This window comes from Micromonospora sp. NPDC049662 (assembly GCF_040675055.1).
Lineage (GTDB): Bacteria > Actinomycetota > Actinomycetes > Mycobacteriales > Micromonosporaceae > Micromonospora.
On sequence record NZ_JBFAOC010000001.1, the window covers coordinates 297,377 to 314,056 of the forward strand.

16 protein-coding genes are annotated in these 16,680 nt (G+C 69.6%); 4 read left to right on the forward strand and 12 right to left on the reverse strand.

The features are described from left to right. Window positions 1-119: 119 nt before the first annotated feature. From AB0J36_RS01220 to AB0J36_RS01245, 6 genes are all read right to left on the reverse strand, one after another. Window positions 120-2,510: a DUF87 domain-containing protein gene (locus AB0J36_RS01220; protein ID WP_363659917.1), complete on the reverse strand. Its 2,391-nt coding sequence runs from the start codon at window positions 2,508-2,510 to the stop codon at window positions 120-122. A 92-nt stretch (window positions 2,511-2,602) separates the two neighbouring features. Next, a complete protein-coding gene (locus tag AB0J36_RS01225) occupies window positions 2,603-4,420 on the reverse strand; it encodes a conjugal transfer protein TraC (RefSeq protein WP_363659918.1) in 1,818 nt (605 codons plus the stop codon). After that, window positions 4,417-5,349 (reverse strand): PrgI family protein, encoded by a 933-nt coding sequence (locus AB0J36_RS01230; protein WP_363659919.1) that lies wholly within the window; start codon window positions 5,347-5,349, stop codon window positions 4,417-4,419. The genes AB0J36_RS01225 and AB0J36_RS01230 overlap by 4 nt, the downstream gene beginning before the upstream one ends. 40 nt (window positions 5,350-5,389) lie before the next feature. Continuing rightward, window positions 5,390-6,838 carry a hypothetical protein gene (locus AB0J36_RS01235; protein WP_363659920.1) on the reverse strand — a complete coding sequence of 483 codons (1,449 nt, stop codon included), beginning with the start codon at window positions 6,836-6,838 and terminating at the stop codon, window positions 5,390-5,392. Between the two features lie 5 nt (window positions 6,839-6,843). Continuing rightward, window positions 6,844-7,182, reverse strand: coding sequence for a pilin (locus tag AB0J36_RS01240; RefSeq protein ID WP_278145121.1), 339 nt, complete (start codon window positions 7,180-7,182; stop codon window positions 6,844-6,846). A 310-nt stretch (window positions 7,183-7,492) separates the two neighbouring features. Continuing rightward, window positions 7,493-8,290 carry a hypothetical protein gene (locus AB0J36_RS01245; protein ID WP_363659921.1) on the reverse strand — a complete coding sequence of 266 codons (798 nt, stop codon included), beginning with the start codon at window positions 8,288-8,290 and terminating at the stop codon, window positions 7,493-7,495. 474 nt (window positions 8,291-8,764) lie between these two features. Between AB0J36_RS01245 and AB0J36_RS01250 the strand changes: the two genes are divergently transcribed. Genes AB0J36_RS01250 through AB0J36_RS01260 form a run of 3 tightly spaced genes read left to right on the forward strand, consistent with a single transcriptional unit; the run spans window position 8,765 to window position 10,538 of the window. Continuing rightward, entirely contained in the window at window positions 8,765-9,427 is a 663-nt protein-coding gene (locus AB0J36_RS01250) for a hypothetical protein (RefSeq protein ID WP_363659922.1), read from the forward strand. Between the two features lie 4 nt (window positions 9,428-9,431). Beyond that, the gene (locus tag AB0J36_RS01255; RefSeq protein WP_363659923.1) at window positions 9,432-9,749 is read left to right on the forward strand and encodes a hypothetical protein; all 318 of its coding nucleotides are present in this window, start codon (window positions 9,432-9,434) and stop codon (window positions 9,747-9,749) included. A 39-nt stretch (window positions 9,750-9,788) separates the two neighbouring features. Next, on the forward strand, window positions 9,789-10,538 hold the full coding sequence (locus AB0J36_RS01260; protein ID WP_363659924.1) for a hypothetical protein: 750 nt from the start codon (window positions 9,789-9,791) through the stop codon (window positions 10,536-10,538). Window positions 10,539-10,550: 12 nt separating this feature from the next. Here the strand turns inward: AB0J36_RS01260 and AB0J36_RS01265 are convergent, their stop codons facing one another. Continuing rightward, complete coding sequence (locus AB0J36_RS01265) at window positions 10,551-11,147, reverse strand: hypothetical protein (protein ID WP_363659925.1); 597 nt, start codon at window positions 11,145-11,147, stop codon at window positions 10,551-10,553. Between the two features lie 98 nt (window positions 11,148-11,245). On the opposite strand from AB0J36_RS01265, the gene AB0J36_RS01270 reads away from it, so the two are divergent. Further along, window positions 11,246-11,503 carry a transcriptional regulator gene (locus AB0J36_RS01270; RefSeq protein ID WP_363659926.1) on the forward strand — a complete coding sequence of 86 codons (258 nt, stop codon included), beginning with the start codon at window positions 11,246-11,248 and terminating at the stop codon, window positions 11,501-11,503. A 116-nt stretch (window positions 11,504-11,619) separates the two neighbouring features. Here the strand turns inward: AB0J36_RS01270 and AB0J36_RS01275 are convergent, their stop codons facing one another. The 5 genes from AB0J36_RS01275 to AB0J36_RS01295 form a co-directional block, all read right to left on the reverse strand. Continuing rightward, window positions 11,620-12,024 carry a hypothetical protein gene (locus tag AB0J36_RS01275; protein ID WP_363659927.1) on the reverse strand — a complete coding sequence of 135 codons (405 nt, stop codon included), beginning with the start codon at window positions 12,022-12,024 and terminating at the stop codon, window positions 11,620-11,622. 101 nt (window positions 12,025-12,125) lie between these two features. Continuing rightward, entirely contained in the window at window positions 12,126-12,866 is a 741-nt protein-coding gene (locus AB0J36_RS01280; RefSeq protein ID WP_363659928.1) for a hypothetical protein, read from the reverse strand. A 274-nt stretch (window positions 12,867-13,140) separates the two neighbouring features. Next, window positions 13,141-14,499: a hypothetical protein gene (locus AB0J36_RS01285; protein WP_363659929.1), complete on the reverse strand. Its 1,359-nt coding sequence runs from the start codon at window positions 14,497-14,499 to the stop codon at window positions 13,141-13,143. A 1-nt stretch (window position 14,500) separates the two neighbouring features. Continuing rightward, window positions 14,501-15,094, reverse strand: a complete 594-nt coding sequence (locus AB0J36_RS01290; protein ID WP_363659930.1) for a hypothetical protein — start codon at window positions 15,092-15,094, stop codon at window positions 14,501-14,503. A gap of 33 nt (window positions 15,095-15,127) precedes the next feature. Beyond that, window positions 15,128-16,510, reverse strand: a complete 1,383-nt coding sequence (locus AB0J36_RS01295; RefSeq protein WP_363659931.1) for a S8 family serine peptidase — start codon at window positions 16,508-16,510, stop codon at window positions 15,128-15,130. Window positions 16,511-16,680: the final 170 nt, after the last annotated feature.

The window sequence follows — 16,680 nt, forward strand, 5'->3', positions numbered from 1 at the left end:
GCTGCGCTGTTGGGTGAGCAGCGACCGATTCCCAGGCTGCTCGCAACGACCATGGCTGGGCCGGACCGCCGACCAGGGTGCGAACCCAACCCCGGTGTATGGAGTGGGAAGCTCCGACGTCAGTTGCTGCGACGGGATGTCTTGCCTCGGTCACTGCCGGCGAGGCGCTTGGCGAGCTGCTCGATGGCGGTCGGGTCTGTCGTGTTGCCGCTGGCAGCGGCACAGGCTGCCCGGATGTGTGTGGCGGCGCCGACCACGGGGCGGGGTGGCCGGGTGTGCAGGGTGAACGCGGCGGTCTCCCGATTGCCGATGACAAGCCGCGCGGCTGCCTGGTAGGCGTCCAGATGGCTCAGATCGTGTTCGGACAGTTCGGGGAACATGTGCCGGGCCATCTGGTGCGCATCTTCGGGCGCCACGTTGAACGTGATCTTGTTGCGGGCGTTCGCGCTCAGCGCGAGCTGGGTGGGTCGTGGCAGTTGACCGAGGTCCTGGTGGGCCAGCACCAGACTCATGCGGTAGCCGCGCGCTTCGGCGAGCATGTCGTCCACCGAGCCGGGCAGATTCAGGAAGTTGTGGCACTCGTCGACGAATACGGTGCAGTCGCGTCGCTTGTCTTCGGGCAGTCTCGCGCGGGCGGTGGCGGCCTGCCAGGCGCGAGCCAACACGAAGGAGCCCATCAACCGCGAGGTGTCCTCGCCGAGTTGCCCCTTGGGGAGGCGGGCGAGCAGGATGCCGCCGTTGTCGAGCAGTTCCCCCATGTCGAATGACGAGCGGGGCGTGCCAAGGGTGCGGCGTGGGAAGTCCCGCAGCAGGAACGCTCTCAGCCGGGCCATGACAGGTCCGATGACCTGCGCTCGCACCGGCGGCGGCATGGACTCGTACCAACTCCAGTAGCCGAGCAGGCCTTCTGGGTCGTCGAGGCCGTCGGTGAAAGCCATCCGGAACTGACGGTCGTTGAGCAGCGGTGGCACCAGCGCGAGCGTGGCGTGCGCCTTGCGCATCAGGGTGAGGCAGGCGACCCGCAGGGTGTCGTCGATGCGCGGTCCCCAGTGCCTTTGGAAGATCTTGCTGAAGATGGAGACGACGTTGTCGACGGCGAGGTCGTGGTCGTCTCCGGAGAGCGGGTTGAAGTAACCGCCCTGGTCCTGGTCGGGATCGATGAGGACGACCCGGTCGGCGACGGTCTCCGGCAGCCGGTCCAGGACGTCGGTGACGAGGTCTCCCTTGGGGTCGATGACCACGACACCGCGGCGGGCGGCCACGTCGTCGAGGATCATGTTGACCAGGAAGGTCGACTTGCCGACGCCCGTGGAGCCGAGGACGTGCAGGTGTTGGCGGGCGTCGACGACGGGCAGCCCGACGGCGTGACCGCCGATCTCGGCGTGTCCGAGTTGTTTGACGCCGCGTCCGCCGGCGGGAACCTCGACCGGCGCTGGCATGGGCTTCGCGCGAGCGCGTCGGAGGCCGGGCACCGCCAGGTCGGTAGGTAGGGCCGCAACGGCGGCGAGTTCAGGGACGCCAAGCAGGTACCCGGAGCGCAGTGGTCGAGCGGACAGCACTGCGGCAGGCTGCTTGAGCCGGACGCGGCGCAGTCTTTGGCGGGCGGTGTAGACGCCGTAGGCGGAGGCGACGCCGTGGGCGAGGGTTTTCAGTCGGGCCCGCAGATTCTCTTCTGCCACCTTCCGAGGGTTGGTGTGGGCAACGCCGTACCGGATTGAGGTCTCCCACAGCTGCCCGGCTGCGAGCTTGTCGACACCGGCGCGGGCGTCCCGATCACGTTCCGGATCTGTCGGTACCGGCCGGGACGCGGCGAACCGAGTGCCCGTGGGGGCCCGGCCGGGACCGGGCACGATCAATTCGAGCAGTCCGCGCATCCAGGCTGTGGGGTCGAGTGGCCCTCGTGCGGGCTGGCCGGTGCGGAGGGCCCCGGTCCCGGCGCGAAGCCGACGGATCTGCCGGGGCGTGGCTGGGCGGGTGAGTACCTGCACGCAGGCGTACTCGGGATCCTGCAGCCCGGACAGCGCGGAGATCAGTGGTCGCAGGGGGTCGCTGTCGTGGTCGGTGACGATCGGGTACCAGGCGGCGAGGGTGGGGACCAGGGCGCCGCCTTCGTCGAGAGTCGCGAGGGGTATCGGTGCGGTGGCGTCATTGACGGCGGCGGTGGCGCCCGGCCAGGCGCCGTTGATGGCGGCGAGGACCGGTCCGGTGGGCACCGTGCCGGGCAACCAGATGTTGATGGTCAACTGCCGGCCGGCCCATCGGTATTCGAGACCGATGTGTGGGGTGCCGTGGATCAGCCGTCGCCATCCGGCGGGGCGGAGGATCTCTGCGCAGGTCGCCCACCAGCGGGCGGCGCTGTCTGGGCCGACTTCCGGTGGCGGGGTGATGACGACCTGGTGGGCGTGACGGTGTAGCCGCCGGTGCCGCCAACCATGCAGTTGCCCTCGGGCGATCAGGAAGACGAGCTCGAGGACGGCGGCGACGATGGCGAGCCACGGACGGTCTGTCACCCACCGGAGTACGTTCACGATGGCGTCCGCCATCGGGTTGGACGGGACCGGCGGAGGCACGAAGGGCGGCGGTGTGTAGGGGATGAGTGATGTCACGGTGTCTGCCTGTCGAGGTCGCCCGTGACGCAGAGTTCGTGTTCGCGTTGCGAGGACACGGCGTGGGCGCCAACCCGGTTGGCACCTGCCAGGAGGAGGCTCTCCCCGCGTTGCGCTGACAGCAACATCCGCGCCTCTCCCCCGGTCAGGTTGAAGCTGTCGGCGACGACAGCGATCGCCTGCGGGGCCTGGCGCATGAGGAGCTGGGTAGCGGAGTTCGCGACGACGGCCTGTCCGAGTTCGGAACCCAGCAGGTCCGCGGCGTCCTGTGTCACCACGGACACCCCGGCACGCCGTTTCCGGGCGGCCTTCGCCAGCCGGTTGAGGAATCGGACGCCTTCGCCGTCGCGCAACAGGGTCCAGGCCTCGTCGACGATGACGAGGTGACGTGGGTCGACGGTCGGGCCGTCGGCGGGTGGGGCATCGACGGTGCGCCAGATCGCGTCGAGGGCGAGGAGCATCCCGGGGGCGCGGAGTTCGTCGGCGAGCTGCCGGGTGGACCAGACCACCAGGTGCCCGATGGGGCCGGTGGTGGTGGGTCCGTCGAAGAGGTGGTTGAAGCTTCCGGTGGTCCAGGGTGAGAGGCGGGCGGCAAGGGTGAGCGCCGGCGGTGTGGCGTCGGCCTCCAGGGCCGCGGCGACGTCGCGTAGCAGCGGAGCCGGGCGGGCCCAGGTGCTCGGTTCGTTGGTGATGCCGGCGGCAAGGTACGCGGTGTTGACTGCCCGGTCGAGGGCGGCCCGCTCGGTGGGTGCCATCGCGCCGTCCTGGCCGCTGGCGCCGAGTAGAACGTTGACCAGTGTGTGCACGAACAGCGCTCGCCGGTTGCGGGCGTCGGGTCGGTTGTCGTCGACGGCGATGTCCAACGGGTTGAGCCGGACGTCGGGTGCGCCGAGTTGGATGACGGTGCCGCCGACCGCTTCGGCGAGCCGTAGATATTCGTCTTCGGGGTCAATGACGTTGACCTGCACTCCGTCGTAGAGGGAGCGCAGGGTTTCGAGCTTGATGAAGTACGACTTACCGGCGCCGGATCGAGCGAGTACGACGCTGTTGTGGTTGTCGGCGGCCCAGCGGTCGTGCCAGATGATGCCGTTGGTGGCGGTGTTGACCCCGTAGAGCACCCCGGAGGCGCTGGGCGGGTCGCCGGGCAACGGGGCGGGCAGATCCGCGGAGGCCAGGGGCATCGCTGCGGCGAGAGCATCGGTGTCGAAGACCCGCCGCATGCCGATGCTGTCCACACCCATCGGCAGGGCCGACGTCCAGGCCGGTAGTTGCCGCCAGGTGGCCGGGACGGTGTCGAGCATGACCGAGGCGGCGGTGGCCCGTACGTGGGCGACGGACTCGGTCAACTCGTCCAGGTTGGGCGCGTGCACGGTGACGTAGTGGCCGACCCGGAACAGGCGGCTCGCGCCGCGGGCGACCCGGTCGGCGAGGTCGGCGGCGTCCGCGGCGGCAGCCTCGGTGCCGGGGTCGTCGAGGCGTCCGTGTTGGGCATCGGCGCGCCGGGAGGATTCCAGTCGGGCGCGTTGGCGGCGCAGCCGGGATGCGGCGACCTGCGGGGCGAGCGGTTCGATGTGGATGACGACGTCGGCACGGCCGGGCCAGCCGGTGAGTGGGAGCAGCCAGCCGGCGCCGACCTCCGCCGGGTAGCCGTTGACGATCAACGTCGAGGCGTACCCCTCACCGATCTTGAGGTATCGGGGGGTGACTTCCACGCTGGCCGGACCGATAAGCGCGGCAAGGGTGCCGGCCTCCGCCGGCGGGGGTGTGGCCGGGCTGGCAGGCCGACGGGGACGAAGCAGTCGCAGCAGGTTCACGACGGCTCCTCGGAAGTGATGGGCTCGTCAGGAAGGGCCCGTTCGCCGGCCACGGGCAGGGTGTAGGGATCGACGGCGGCCGCCAGCACTGCGGCGACGGCAGGGCCGTCCAGTACGCGGGTGTTGGCGCCCAGGCTCTGCAAGGCACCAGCGGTGTGCTCGGCGGCGCGCAATGCGTCCTGGTCGCGCCGGGCGCCGGTAGCGGTATGGACGACGGTGACGGTGCGCCACAACGGCTGTCGCTCGTCTTCGAGATCGAGGAGAAACTCGGCGTAGTCCGCTGCGGCGTCGGCGAGCGCAGCGTTGGGCAGCAGGTCCGCAGCGTCAGCGATGCGCTGCGCGTGCCCGGCCAGGTCGACGCGTTGGGTGGAGACCACGATCTGCACCGGGGCCGTCAGGCTGTTCAGCCACCGCGCGTAGGCGCCGACCAACGCGGCCTGCTCCGCTGGGGTACGGAGTCCGAGGTTGACGGTGCTCACGGCGACCAGCGCGGCGCTGGTGCCGCCGAGGTCCACCACCCCGTTGGTGGCGATCGACCGCGCCGGCAGTCGCAGTGGCGTCGGCGGGGTCAGTTCACCCTCGGCGCTGCTGGGGACCGGTGCCCACCGCGGCGCCTTGAGCACCCCGGCGGGTGCGGGAACCTGCCGTCGTGAGGTACGGGAGCCGCGAACTGCGGCGAGCAGCCAGGCGTCCAGGCTCAACCCGTCCCGGCGGCCCAACGCGATGACGGTGGCGGTGCCGAGCAATGGGACCAGACCGCCGAGCAGGACCGGCATCGACAGAACGTCGAGCAGTGTCCGAAACAGCAGGTAGGCGATGGCCACGGCGGCGGCCATGATGGCGACCTGACGGGTGGTCAGGTTGAACAGCAATCGATCGGGTGTTTCAACGTCGGCAGGGATCCGGGCACGAAGATCGACATCAGACATGGGGTCTCCTCAGGCAATCGGTTGGACGAGGCGTGGGGTGTCAGCCGGGCAAGCCATCACTGGCGCTGTTGCGTCGGGTCCGCTGTAGGGAGGATGGAGCCGGTGGCAGAGCGCTGGTGGCCTGGGATCGCACAGCCGCTGACGCACGGATGGTCCGCGGGCCGTACGCCGTCGTCGACGGCCAACCCGTACCACTCGGGGCGCGTGCTGACGCCGGACCTGGCGCGATCGATGACGGCGCCGCTCCGGACCACTGCGGTGGCCGATCCGTCCTGCGCAGGCCCTGGGTCAGGGAGTCCGCTGGCCAGCCGGTGCCGGATTCGGTGTAGGCCCACCACCGACGCCGGCGAGGCATGCGCTGCGGCATCGCGGTGGCCGGGGTCCGCCCGGACGGCACCTTCGGTAGAGCACGCTCCGCAGGGGCCGGTGCCGCCGTCGGCGCGGTTCTGCGCGGAACCGGCCCGGGCCGTGGTCCGCCGCCGGTCGGTCTCGGCAACGATGGGCCGGTCCCCGGTCCCCCGGGGCCAGCCTGGCCGGCGGCCACTCGCGCCGCTGACCGGCTGGCCTGTCGGCCACCGCGCCGGAGCCCTCCGGTCAGGGCCCGACTGACCTGCTGCACGATCGCGACGCGGATGAACGTGCCAACGACGTTGTTGGACTGCCCCCCGGTGACATAGCGGCGCATCAGGGCGGGGATCTTCACCACTGCCAACAACAGGCAGCAGATGATGAACAGGTTGAACGTGCCGGTCGGGTCGTTGGGCAGGCCGAGGGCGGCCAGGTTCGCCGTCGGACTGAGGAAGACGGTCAGCGCGGTGTGCAGGGCGAGGGCCTGGGCGATGACGGCGGCCAGGGCACCGATGAAGGCCCGCCACCACAGCTTCGCCGCGGGTTCAGTCCACGGCGTGGCGTGACAGGCCAACGCCACCGGTGCGATGCCGACGAGGATCACCAGCAGGCCGAGGCGCAGGATCCAACCAACCATGATCATTGCGACGAGAGCTGCGATGGCCGTACCGATGATCAGTGTGAGAAGCGCGTTGGAGGGGTTGGTGAGGGCGTCGACGACGGTGCGTTTCATCTGGGCGAGGGAGCCGTCGGTGGCCACGGGGTCACTGGTGAGCGCCTGGGTGAGCGCGTTGCCCAGTTCGATGAGCCCCTTCGACAGCGGCGTCGAGAAGTTCGCTGCGATGAAGCCGATGACCAGGCGCGGCGCCAGTTCACCGACGCCGTAGCGTGCCTGCACGCTGTCTCGAGCCATGATCACGATGCCGCAGGCGATGATCGCCAGCACGAAGCAGGTGTTCACGATCATCAGGGCTCGGGCGCTGATCGACTCCACCTGCGGCAGCCCAGTGACGTCGGGTACGACGAGGAACGCCGAGGACAGCAACGACCACAGGGCGTCGATCATGTCCGCGACCCGCTGTGCCAGCCAGGTGAGGATCTCGTCCAGCAGGGTTCCGACTCCGACGATGTCCCAGAACATCGGGGTCAGGTCCCCAGGATGCCGCGCAGGATGGTCAACAGCACCGGGGCCAGCACGGCGAGCGCATAGCCCGTCGCTGCGCCCTTGAGTGCGCCCTTGGCCTTCTCCACCTGCCCGGGGTCGCCGCCGGCCATCAGGTACAGCGCCCCGCCGTAGGTGAGGAACAGGGTGGCGACTCCGACGAGGATGCCGACGATCCAGACGACCAGGTTGTTGATGACGGTCGGGAGGTTGTTGACGGCGAGCAGGTCCGGCGCTCCGGCGATGGCCTGCGCGGTCAGGCCGAGCAGCACACTGGCGTTGGTCGTAGTGGACAGGGACAGTCGATTCAGGATGCGGCGCATCGGTGGTCACCTCCCGCCCCACCTCTCGGTGGGGCGTGCTCGAAAGCGGGTTGGGAGGCGCCGCCCGTACGAGCGGGGACCGTGGAAGCACTGCTCCTTCCACACCGGGTTTGGGTTTCGTGGTGAGCACGGACCTGAAGCCGGACCGAGTCACCACCCGTACCGGGCGGCGCCCGAGACCGCTCGCGTACCCCGGCTGGCGTGTCGGAGGGGTGATCGGTCTCGTGACCGCCAAGAGCCCGTGTTGGGCCCGGTTCCCCGGGGCTGACCGGCCAACACATGGCCAACCGTCACCCAACGGGTCGCCCGGTCACTGGCCGGGCCACGCCCTCAGAGACGTGCGGCGGACCGGCTTGGCCGGACGGGTACGCAGCCCGACGTGGGCCAGTTCCCCGGCGCGGATGGCGTCCACCAGCCTCGACTCAGCCCGGTCGCGCCAGTGCGAGGCCAGCTGACCGGCGATGCCCCACCGGGCCGCCGCCGCCTGCACCGATGCGCCTTCCAGCCGCGTCTCGGCGATGATGTTGGCGTCGTCGGCGTCGATCACCCCGATCGCCACCGCGCGGGCAAGAACGAACTCCGGGTGATCCCACGGCTGCAGCGGAGTACGCGGCCCGGGCGGCTCACTGTCGAAGGGTTCGGTGGTGACGTCGGCGTACCGCACCTTCAGGCCCGCCCGCCCTGCAGCGTCGAGCATGCGCGGGAGGATCCGCGGTTGGTCGACATCCGCCCGGCGCATAAGGCGGTCCCAGAAGGTCCCCAGAATCTCCGCGTCGATATCGTCGCTGTCGCCCCGATAACCCCGCGCCAGCCCACCGGCCAAGGCCCGCAGGCCGGGCATCGCGAGGCCGACCGCCCCCAACCCCCAGCCGGGGCCGTCCTGGCGCGACCGGACGACGAGTTCCCGCCAAACCAGGTCGCGGACCCCTCGGGAAGTTTCCCGGTCGAGGAGGAACCGCTTCAGCTCGTCCAGGGACATGAGGCGGTCCGGGCAGCCGGCGAACCGGCAGCCGTCGAACTGGAGAGTCGTGGGCGGGTGGACGAGCAGGTCGAAGGCGCGCTGGGCGGAGTCCAGCGGAGACTCGGGCCACTCGGAGAAGGAAGGCATCGCGATACTCCCGGTGTGCGGCGGGCTGCCGCCGGCGGCGGTAGCTCTCGAGGCACATCCACACACGCACACCCAACGCGACCTGGCGTTCACCGATGCTCCACGACTCCAGAAATCGGCACGCGCACGCTTGTTGTCCGCAGGCCAGAACGCTGGACCGCCTGTTGGCCCCCAGAACGCCACTCTTCGCGGGACCCCCGTACGGAGATCGCCGACAGGGTCTCTTTCGGCAGCTCAAGAGTGCTGTTGGGTGGCGTTGGGTAGAAATTTTGCCAACGCGTTGCGTCCGGCTTTTCGCTGCGGAGATCGGCGTGGTCCCCCGGGGCCTCTCGCCGCGACAATGTCCTCGCCGTAGCGAGACGTCCAGCCCAGCGCCCGGGGTCCCACGGATCTTGGTCATTCACGTACCGTGGTCCTACCTCGCCGTGGCGGGCGAATCACGGAAAGCGTTGACGAGCAGGAGGCCGGGGGCGAATGCAGCACGGCAGCAGGCGTGAACGCCCCGAACTGGCAAGCCTGGACTTCCTGGGCGACGATTCCGTTCTGCGCGAGCAGGCCGATCGTGCGCTGCGCGAGACGGGACGTGAGGCGCGAGCCGAGGACTGCTCCGGAGCGGACCACTCCGGCTCCGTCCGCGTGGTGGTCGACGCCCAACGAGAGGTCTCGGCTGTGACGATCGCTCGCGACTGGCGTAGCCGCCTCGGCCCCGGCGGGTTCGCCGATGCGCTCTTCGAGGCGTACGCCACCGCCGTGCAGGCTGCCCTCGAATCGGCGGCGCTCCTTCATCTGCAGACGCAGGAGAGAGATCCTGCAGCGTCGGATCAGAAGCCGCTCGACAGGAGCCCGGATCGGGACGTCGACGAGTACACGTGGCTGCGCGCCACCTGGCGAACACTGTCCGACCTCGACGCGGATTTGGACGCTGCGGCGCGGCTGACCACGCGGACGGACGAGTCGGGCATGTCGAGCCCAAACGGCTGCCTGACATTGCGCCTCCGCGGAGCCGGCATCATCGGCATCACCGGCGACGTCCGGCGGATCGCACGGGCAGACGCGGGTCAGTTGCAGTTCGAGGCCCGTTCCCTCTTCCGCGCGTTCGAGCTGGCCAGCGCCGGACGGACTGGATTCGTGAGGTAGTGAGATGGCTGACCTGAACGTCATCACCGATTCGCTACGCGATGAGGGAAGTAAGTGGCTGACGCTGTCCGACCGCGTCGCCGCCATCAAGGTCGCTGCAGAGCAGCTCCACCTCGACCCGTCGGCCTTCTTCATCGGTGACGCGAACGTCCTCATCCACTCGCTGGCATACAACGACTTCCACACCTTCATGGTCGCCGTCCTGAATGGGGCGGTGACGGAATTCGAACAGGTGGGTAAGGCCCTGCGGCACATCGCCGACGAGTACGACCGGGCCGACGAGATCATCTCACTCGACCTCAACAAGATCTACAAGGCCTAGCGGCCCACCGCGACGTTCGGAGAGGGCACGGAGCACCCCATGCAGCCAGGTACCACTGACCTCGAGTACGGGGAACCGTTCAACAAGGCGTTCGACCACATCCGTGCCGGCACCGACGAGGCGATCGCCAGGTTCAACGAGATCGTCGAGCAGGTACAGCAGTGGAAGTGGCTCCTCGGACCGGCAGCACTCTTGTGGATCAAGCACAGCCTGGAGAGCACCAAGACGGCACTGAATGTCGTCCTCGACCGCGTCGAGCAGGCCCTGGAGCATCAACTGCCGGTGCTCTCGCTGATCGAGGTCAGCTTCCGCTGGGTCAACGACGTGAAGACCCCGGTCTCCGAGCTGTCGTCCGCCACCACCGATCCGGCGAACGAGAACCTGCCCAAGTGGACCGGCGACGCCGCGAGTGCCTACAACGCCAAGGCACTCAAGCAGAAGGCCGCAGTCGACGAGTCCGTCGTCAAGTCGGAGTTCGTCAGCCAGTGGCTGTTCACGATCGCCAAGGCGAACGTCGACTACGCCGTCGAACTCGCGAAGATCGTCACGGGGCTGGTCGGCAAGCTGGCGCAGGCGGCGAGTGAAGGGGTGACCGTCATCGACCTACCGTGGGCCATCTCCACCCTCGCCGAGTCGGTCGGAGACATGGTCACCGCTGGCCTGGACGTGCTGCTCACCATCGGCCAGCGTTTCGTCGACGCGCTGGGCAACGTCCGGGACATCGCGACGCAGGTCGGCGACCACTCGAAGCTGCCCGGTGGGCGGTGGCCCGAAGCCGTCCGGGGATGACCGACGGGGGCATCACACCGTGGGTACGGCCGCCTGGGTCGCCTTGAGCAACGTCAGGGCCTTCGCGGCGAGCGTTTCAGTGGCGGCGTACGAGGTTCCGCCGACGGCGAGCCAGACCTTCACCACCAGGTTGCCTGTGCGCGCGCGGACCATGTACTCGGCGTACTTGAAGCCGGGCTCGGAACGCCTGGTGAAGGCTTCGGCCTCGTCGCCCACGCCGGTGATGGCGCCGGCTGGAGTCATCACCGTCACCTGCGCCGTGGCCCGGTAGAGCAGCCGAGCCTCCTGCTCGCTGGCTGGCGTGGCCGCCTCCACCCGCAGATTCGCCTGGTGCCCGTCCTCCGTTCGCATCTCGAACAGACACGACGCACCCGGCTGCCCCAGCGGCGGCTTCGGATCGGTACGGGTCACGGTCAGGGACAGCTCCGCCAACGGCCGGAGATCAGTACGCTCGCACAGTTCCAGATCCTGAGCGCGATAGCTGGGGCCGGCCGAGGCGGTGGGCGCGGTGGAGGCAACGCTGCTCGTGGCCGGCCCTGCGGTCGGCGCGCTCAGCGGAGCCGAGGCACCGTCACAGGCGGCAGCGGCGAGCACCGCAACGAGCGCCACGACAGAACGAGAAACACCGGCCGGCGCAGACACGTCTCGAACATACCGGCTGCGCGGCTGGCAGACTGCCCGAGCGACGAGCCACTATGGTGCCGGGTATGCCCGCAGCAGAGACCCCGGAGCACATCGCCCGGACCCGCATGGTCACCGCCCGGGCGGTCCTGCAGGGCCAAGCTGATCTTCGGACGTACCCCTATCGTCTCTTGGCCGTAGTCTCCCATCACGGCGTCAGCGGCGAGAAGGTCAGCGCGGCGGTTGCTGCAGCCGAGGTCCTCGGCCAGTTCGGCTGGGACCTCGTCAACATCTCGGAATTCGCCTCCAACAAGATCGTCTACGCCTTCTTGCGGCGACGGTGACGATGGCTTTCGGGCCCTGCTGGATCTGACGCAGCTGAGGAAGTGACCGCCGTCAGACCGTAGCCTCGACCGGCTTCGTCAGCAGATCGGACTCGGAGAATCCGACTCCACCGCACTCAGTCAACGCCCTCCCGTCCGACTAGAAACCGACGCCTATCCCTGCGGACGGGCGTTGATCTGATCGGCGGGTGGAAGCTGTCGAACAGGTTCATCATCGATTGAGTAGACCTCCAGGCAGGACAGATAGGCCCACCATCGGCGAGTAGCACAATGCCGGCGTAGAACTCGTCGTCGCTGATGTCAGCCGACACTGGCGCACCGGACAACACCGTGGCCGGCGCTGCGACGCGGTCCACAGCAAGGTTTACGGTCACGCAGCCACAAGCGCACCGACCACCATCAGTTGTGAACGGTAATTGCGCCCGCAACTCGTCGCGCCCAGGGAACGGCACGGCCAGCAGGCGCGCGATGACGGCCCTCTCGATGTCGTTGAGCGGGCGAGGCGTGCCGTCGGTAGTCATTGCGCCGCCTCATGAGGCAGGCCGCCATGAAACCGCAGCAGCCGGACCTTGTGCTCGCCCAGATCGGCGAGCACGCTCGATCAGCCTGTCGAGTTCCTCGACTACCGGGCTCCCCATTCGACGACGCCGGTGAGGTCGTTGGTCAGGCGGTTGAGCGAGATCCACGATCCACCGGGAGGAGCCTGCATACGCCAGTCGTTGTCACGCCAAAGCAGGGTGAGCGTAAGCACGTGGTAACGCGCGGTGCCTGCTGACGGGGCGCGCAGAACTAGCCCGATGACGGCGGTGTCGGGACTGTAGGACTGGTAGCTGAAGCCGGCGATCTGGCTCAGCTCGCCGGGCTCCGACGAGTGGTCGGAATTGGCACGCAGGGCGGCCAGGAGTTGGTCGCGGTTATTGCTGGGAAGGAACTGGCGTTGGACGGTGGGTTCCCAGCAGTCGCGACCTGCAGAGGCTGACGAGCGGATCATGATCTGCGCCGCCGCGATTAGAGCGCCGTCGGGCGCGTGTGCGTAGCTCGCGGCAGTTCCACCGGCGATGCGGGTAGGGCCGGCCGTCGCGCTGACCGGCACGGCGGTCTGGCCGACCAGCTCCCACCGCACACCGGCCGGCGGGGCGGTCGGCACAGCGGTGACCAGAATTTGCGCCGTCGTGGTGCCGTCAGGGACCAAAGTCGCGAATGGCGTCGTGCCGGTGGCATCGACTTCGTCTTCGCCGCCCCGTCTAATGCCGAGCAAAACGGTGGCGATGACGACGATCACCACGAGCGCTGCGGAGGCGATGACGCGCGGCCGCGTCCACGGCGAACGGTCGACGAGGTCCTGGCGGGAAAGGCGGGGCATTGGTGATCCTCCTGAATCAGCGCGGTGACCACGATCTTGCACGGCTATCGGCAGCACCAACCAGATGGATGATCTTCGTGGTGCAGAGAAGGCGTGCCAGCCGCCGTTGGGTCGGAGCTCGCAGTCGCTGGGTGACGGCGCCCCGCTGTTGGGCTGCCCCTGCTGGCAAGAGGTGTCCCGGTTTCCCGGAAGGCCTGCCGCGATCGTTGTCGGACTCGACCCAACGACGACCGGGTGCCGTCAACGTGCGGATGACGCTGGTCGATGCTGAGATTCAGCGCAACACGCCGTCCGTGCCGTCGTCGTCCGCGCCCCATACGTCGTCGTCTTCCCTGAGCCAGGTGCCGTGTTGGGACTCTTCGTTGCCGTCGTCGGCCCCGCTGTTCGTCCCAGTCAGGCCGCCCCGGACGCCACCGCCGGCCGCACGGGCGCCCTTGCTGCCGGACCCACCCCGGCCGCCCGCGCCGACCATGCCAGGCGTCATCGCCGCACCGCCCCTGCTGGGCGGACCATTGGCACCGCGCCCGGCCCCACCGGCACCCGCCGCGCCACCCATCATCGGCGACATGCCGAGGCTGACCGGGCGGCCCAGGGAACCACCGCCCGGAATGGGGACGCCAGCCCCGCCCAGGCCTGCCGTGCCACCGAGACCACCGCCCCCAGCGCCCAGGCCAGTCGCGCTGGGCACGCCACCGCCGGCACCGAACCCGGAGTTCACGCCGGTGAGGGTGCCCGTATCTGCGCCTGCACCGGCCAAGCCGCTGCTGTGTTCGCCGGCCAGAACGCCGTCACCGAGGTCGTTACCGACGCCCGAGGACGCGCCGCTGCCGGTTGGGGTGTTGGCTTCGTAGCCGCCGGTGCCGGAGGAGAGATCCGGGTGGCTTGCCGAGCCGAAGCCTGCCCCGCCGGAGCTGACGTGGCCGGTTTTCGGAGAAGGTTCACTGCTGAGACCGCCGGTTGAAGGCCCTCCACCGAGGCTGGCTGCCTGGCCGGCGCCGCCGGTGCCCGTCGGCCCTTCCAGGTCCACCCCGCTCGGGCCGCTGCCCGTGCGCTTCTCCGACTGAGTGCCTCCGGGGGTCTCCCGCTCCCGGGCGGCGTAGTCGTTGCTGACCTGGTCGTAGGCTTTGCGCGCGTCCTCGGTGTTGTTGTTGAAGAATTCGCCGATCCGGTCGTTGAGTTGACCGAGCTTCTCCATCGGCCAACTACCCGCGAAGTCGGCCCGGATGCTCGCCTCGAACAGCCCTGTCTCGATGACTATGGCACCGTTGCGGGCCGCAGCCAGGTCGCCGACGCACCCCTGTGGGACCGGCATCGCGTTCTGCGCACGCTCCAGGTCCTGCGCCGCGGTTTGCAGGACGGTCACGATGCTGTGCTGACCGCTGCCCGACTCCCGGGCGCCGTCCACGATCGTTTCGGCCTGCTTGGTCAGCCCTTCCATGTGCGCGCGAAACGCGTCATATGCCGGGCCTTTCCAGGTCTCGCCCAGGTCGATGACGTCGGCGTCCACCAGCCGCTTCACCTCCTCGACGTTGCCCAGCAACGCCTGCCAACCCAACGCGGCGCTGGTGATGTCGGCCGGCCGGCCTGCGACCAGCACCTGCCGCGCCATGTCCTCCCAGCTCAGGGCGCTCACGTCAGATTCCTTCCGCGCCGGGGGCCGGACCGGGGCCGCCGGCCTTCAAAGTCCGCTGCATCTCTTGCGCTGACATCTTGTTCGCGTCTTCGGCGGTGTCGTACTTGCGCTTGACCTCGCGCAGCGCGTCGGCCGCCCGGTACATGTCGTCGCAGAGCTTCGTCAGCGACTCCGAGGTCGTCCGGTGCAGAGCAAGGTGCGCCGCGGCCAGGCTCAGCCCTTTGGGAAAGCCGCCCAGCGCGCCGCCCGGGCTGGCCAGCGCCGCTTCGCCGCCGAGCAGGTCCTTGATCTCCTCCATGTCGACGGCGAGCCGGCGCAAGTAGCTTGCATGCCGCTCGATGTTGTCGGCGGCCGCTTCCAGACGGTCCGCCTCCCACTCGGTAACGTCGCGCTGACCGGGCCCATCCACGAGCTGCGACGGCGCCGATCCTGCGCCGGCGCGGACGTCATCCTGACGGAATCCCACGGCCGGCCCGTGCGCAGCCACCGTGGCGATGGGCCGCAACGGGCTGCCCGCCGGCATCGCATCAGCGACGCCGGGCGGCACCCGCATCCAGGCCTCCACCTGCGGTGGGCTGTTGCCCTCGTCGCTCATCTCCGTCCTCCCCGTTGATCGGTCAGTGGTGTCTCAGCGCTGGTGCGGGCCGCCCAAGCCCTGGGGCGGTGCGGTCCCGGGCTGCCCCGATCCACCGGGCTGCCCCGGTAGCGCCGCGGACGGAGGGAATGGGGGTCCGGGCTGCGGCCTGGGCTGATGTGGATGAGGATGCTGCGCATCCGACCGCGGGGGCGGCGAAACTTCCGGCGGGCCGTAGCCGGGCGGCGGGACGCCCGGGTGGCCGTACCCGGGCGGCGGGAACTCCGGACCACCCACCAGCGCTCTGCCCGGTCCGGGTCCGACCGGCGGCGCGGTGCGACCGCGCCGACGGCGGGCGACGACCACGGCCAGCACCACCGCGCCGATGACGACGGTCAGGCACAGCACGCCCGCGACCACGATGCCGGTCTTGTTCTTAACCATGATGGCGACAGCCGGCCCTTCAGTCTGCCCGCCCGCGGGGGAGCCCGTCGCTCCGTCCGGCCGCGCGCCGGCAGCCAGCAGCGGGTTGACGTCTACGGCTGACACCGGCCGCTGCAGCGCCGCAAGCACGTCCACCGCGCCGAAGCCGAACTCCGGATCCCGACCCGGCACCCCCACGTCCCGGGCCGTCCGGATCAGGCGATTGATCACGTTTGCCGCGTCCAGGTCCGGGTAGCGTGATCGCACCAGGGCGACCACCCCGGCCGTGATGGCGGTCGCCTGACTAGTGCCCGAGGCAACCGCGTAACCGTTGCCCTCGACCACCGTCGGCACCGGAGCGATGATGTCGTCACCCGGGGCGGCGAGGGCCACCTCGGAGCCGCCGACCGAGTAGCGGGAGAGGTCGCCCGACCTGGTTGTCGCATTGACCGCAATCACGCCGGGCGCGTTCGCCGGAGAGTTGACCGTCCGCCCGCCCTCACCGGTTGCGGCGACCAGCACGACGTTCTTGGTCAGGGCGTACTGGACCGCCTCGACGATCCGGATGCTGGCGGGCTGCTCGAAGCCGATGGACAGGCTGATCACGTCGGCTCCGGCATCGGTGGCCCAGCGGATGCCCCGCGCCACCTCAGCGTCGTTGCCGTCGCCCTCGCTGCCACTCAGCGCGATCGGCAGGACCTTCGCCTCCGGCGCGATCCCCAGCTGCCGGTTCCGGTCGCCGCCCCGCCCGACGATCAGGCCAGCCATCGACGTGCCGTGTCCCGCCTCCTTATCCCGGTCGACCCAGCCTTGCGGAGACCCTGCCGGGGCAGCACCGGGGCGGCCGGCCAGTTGGCCGGCGAGCGCCGGGTGCGTCGCATCGACACCGCTGTCGATGACAGCGATCGTCACCCCACGCCCCTTGGTGATGTCGTGGGCCTGCGGAATCTTCAGCGCGTCGAGATACCACTGCAGGCCGCGTACCGTGTCAGCCGCCGACGCTGGAGCTGGCATGCCCCCCACCCCGGACCCGACCACCACGCCGAAAATCGACACGGCGACGGCCAACTTCAGCCCCGATCGGCGACCCCTACCCGTACGCACGGCACTCCCCGAACCTCGTCGACCCGCTACGCGTTGCGGGGACGGGGCGGGGCGCGGCGCACCCGCGGCCCACCGAGGGA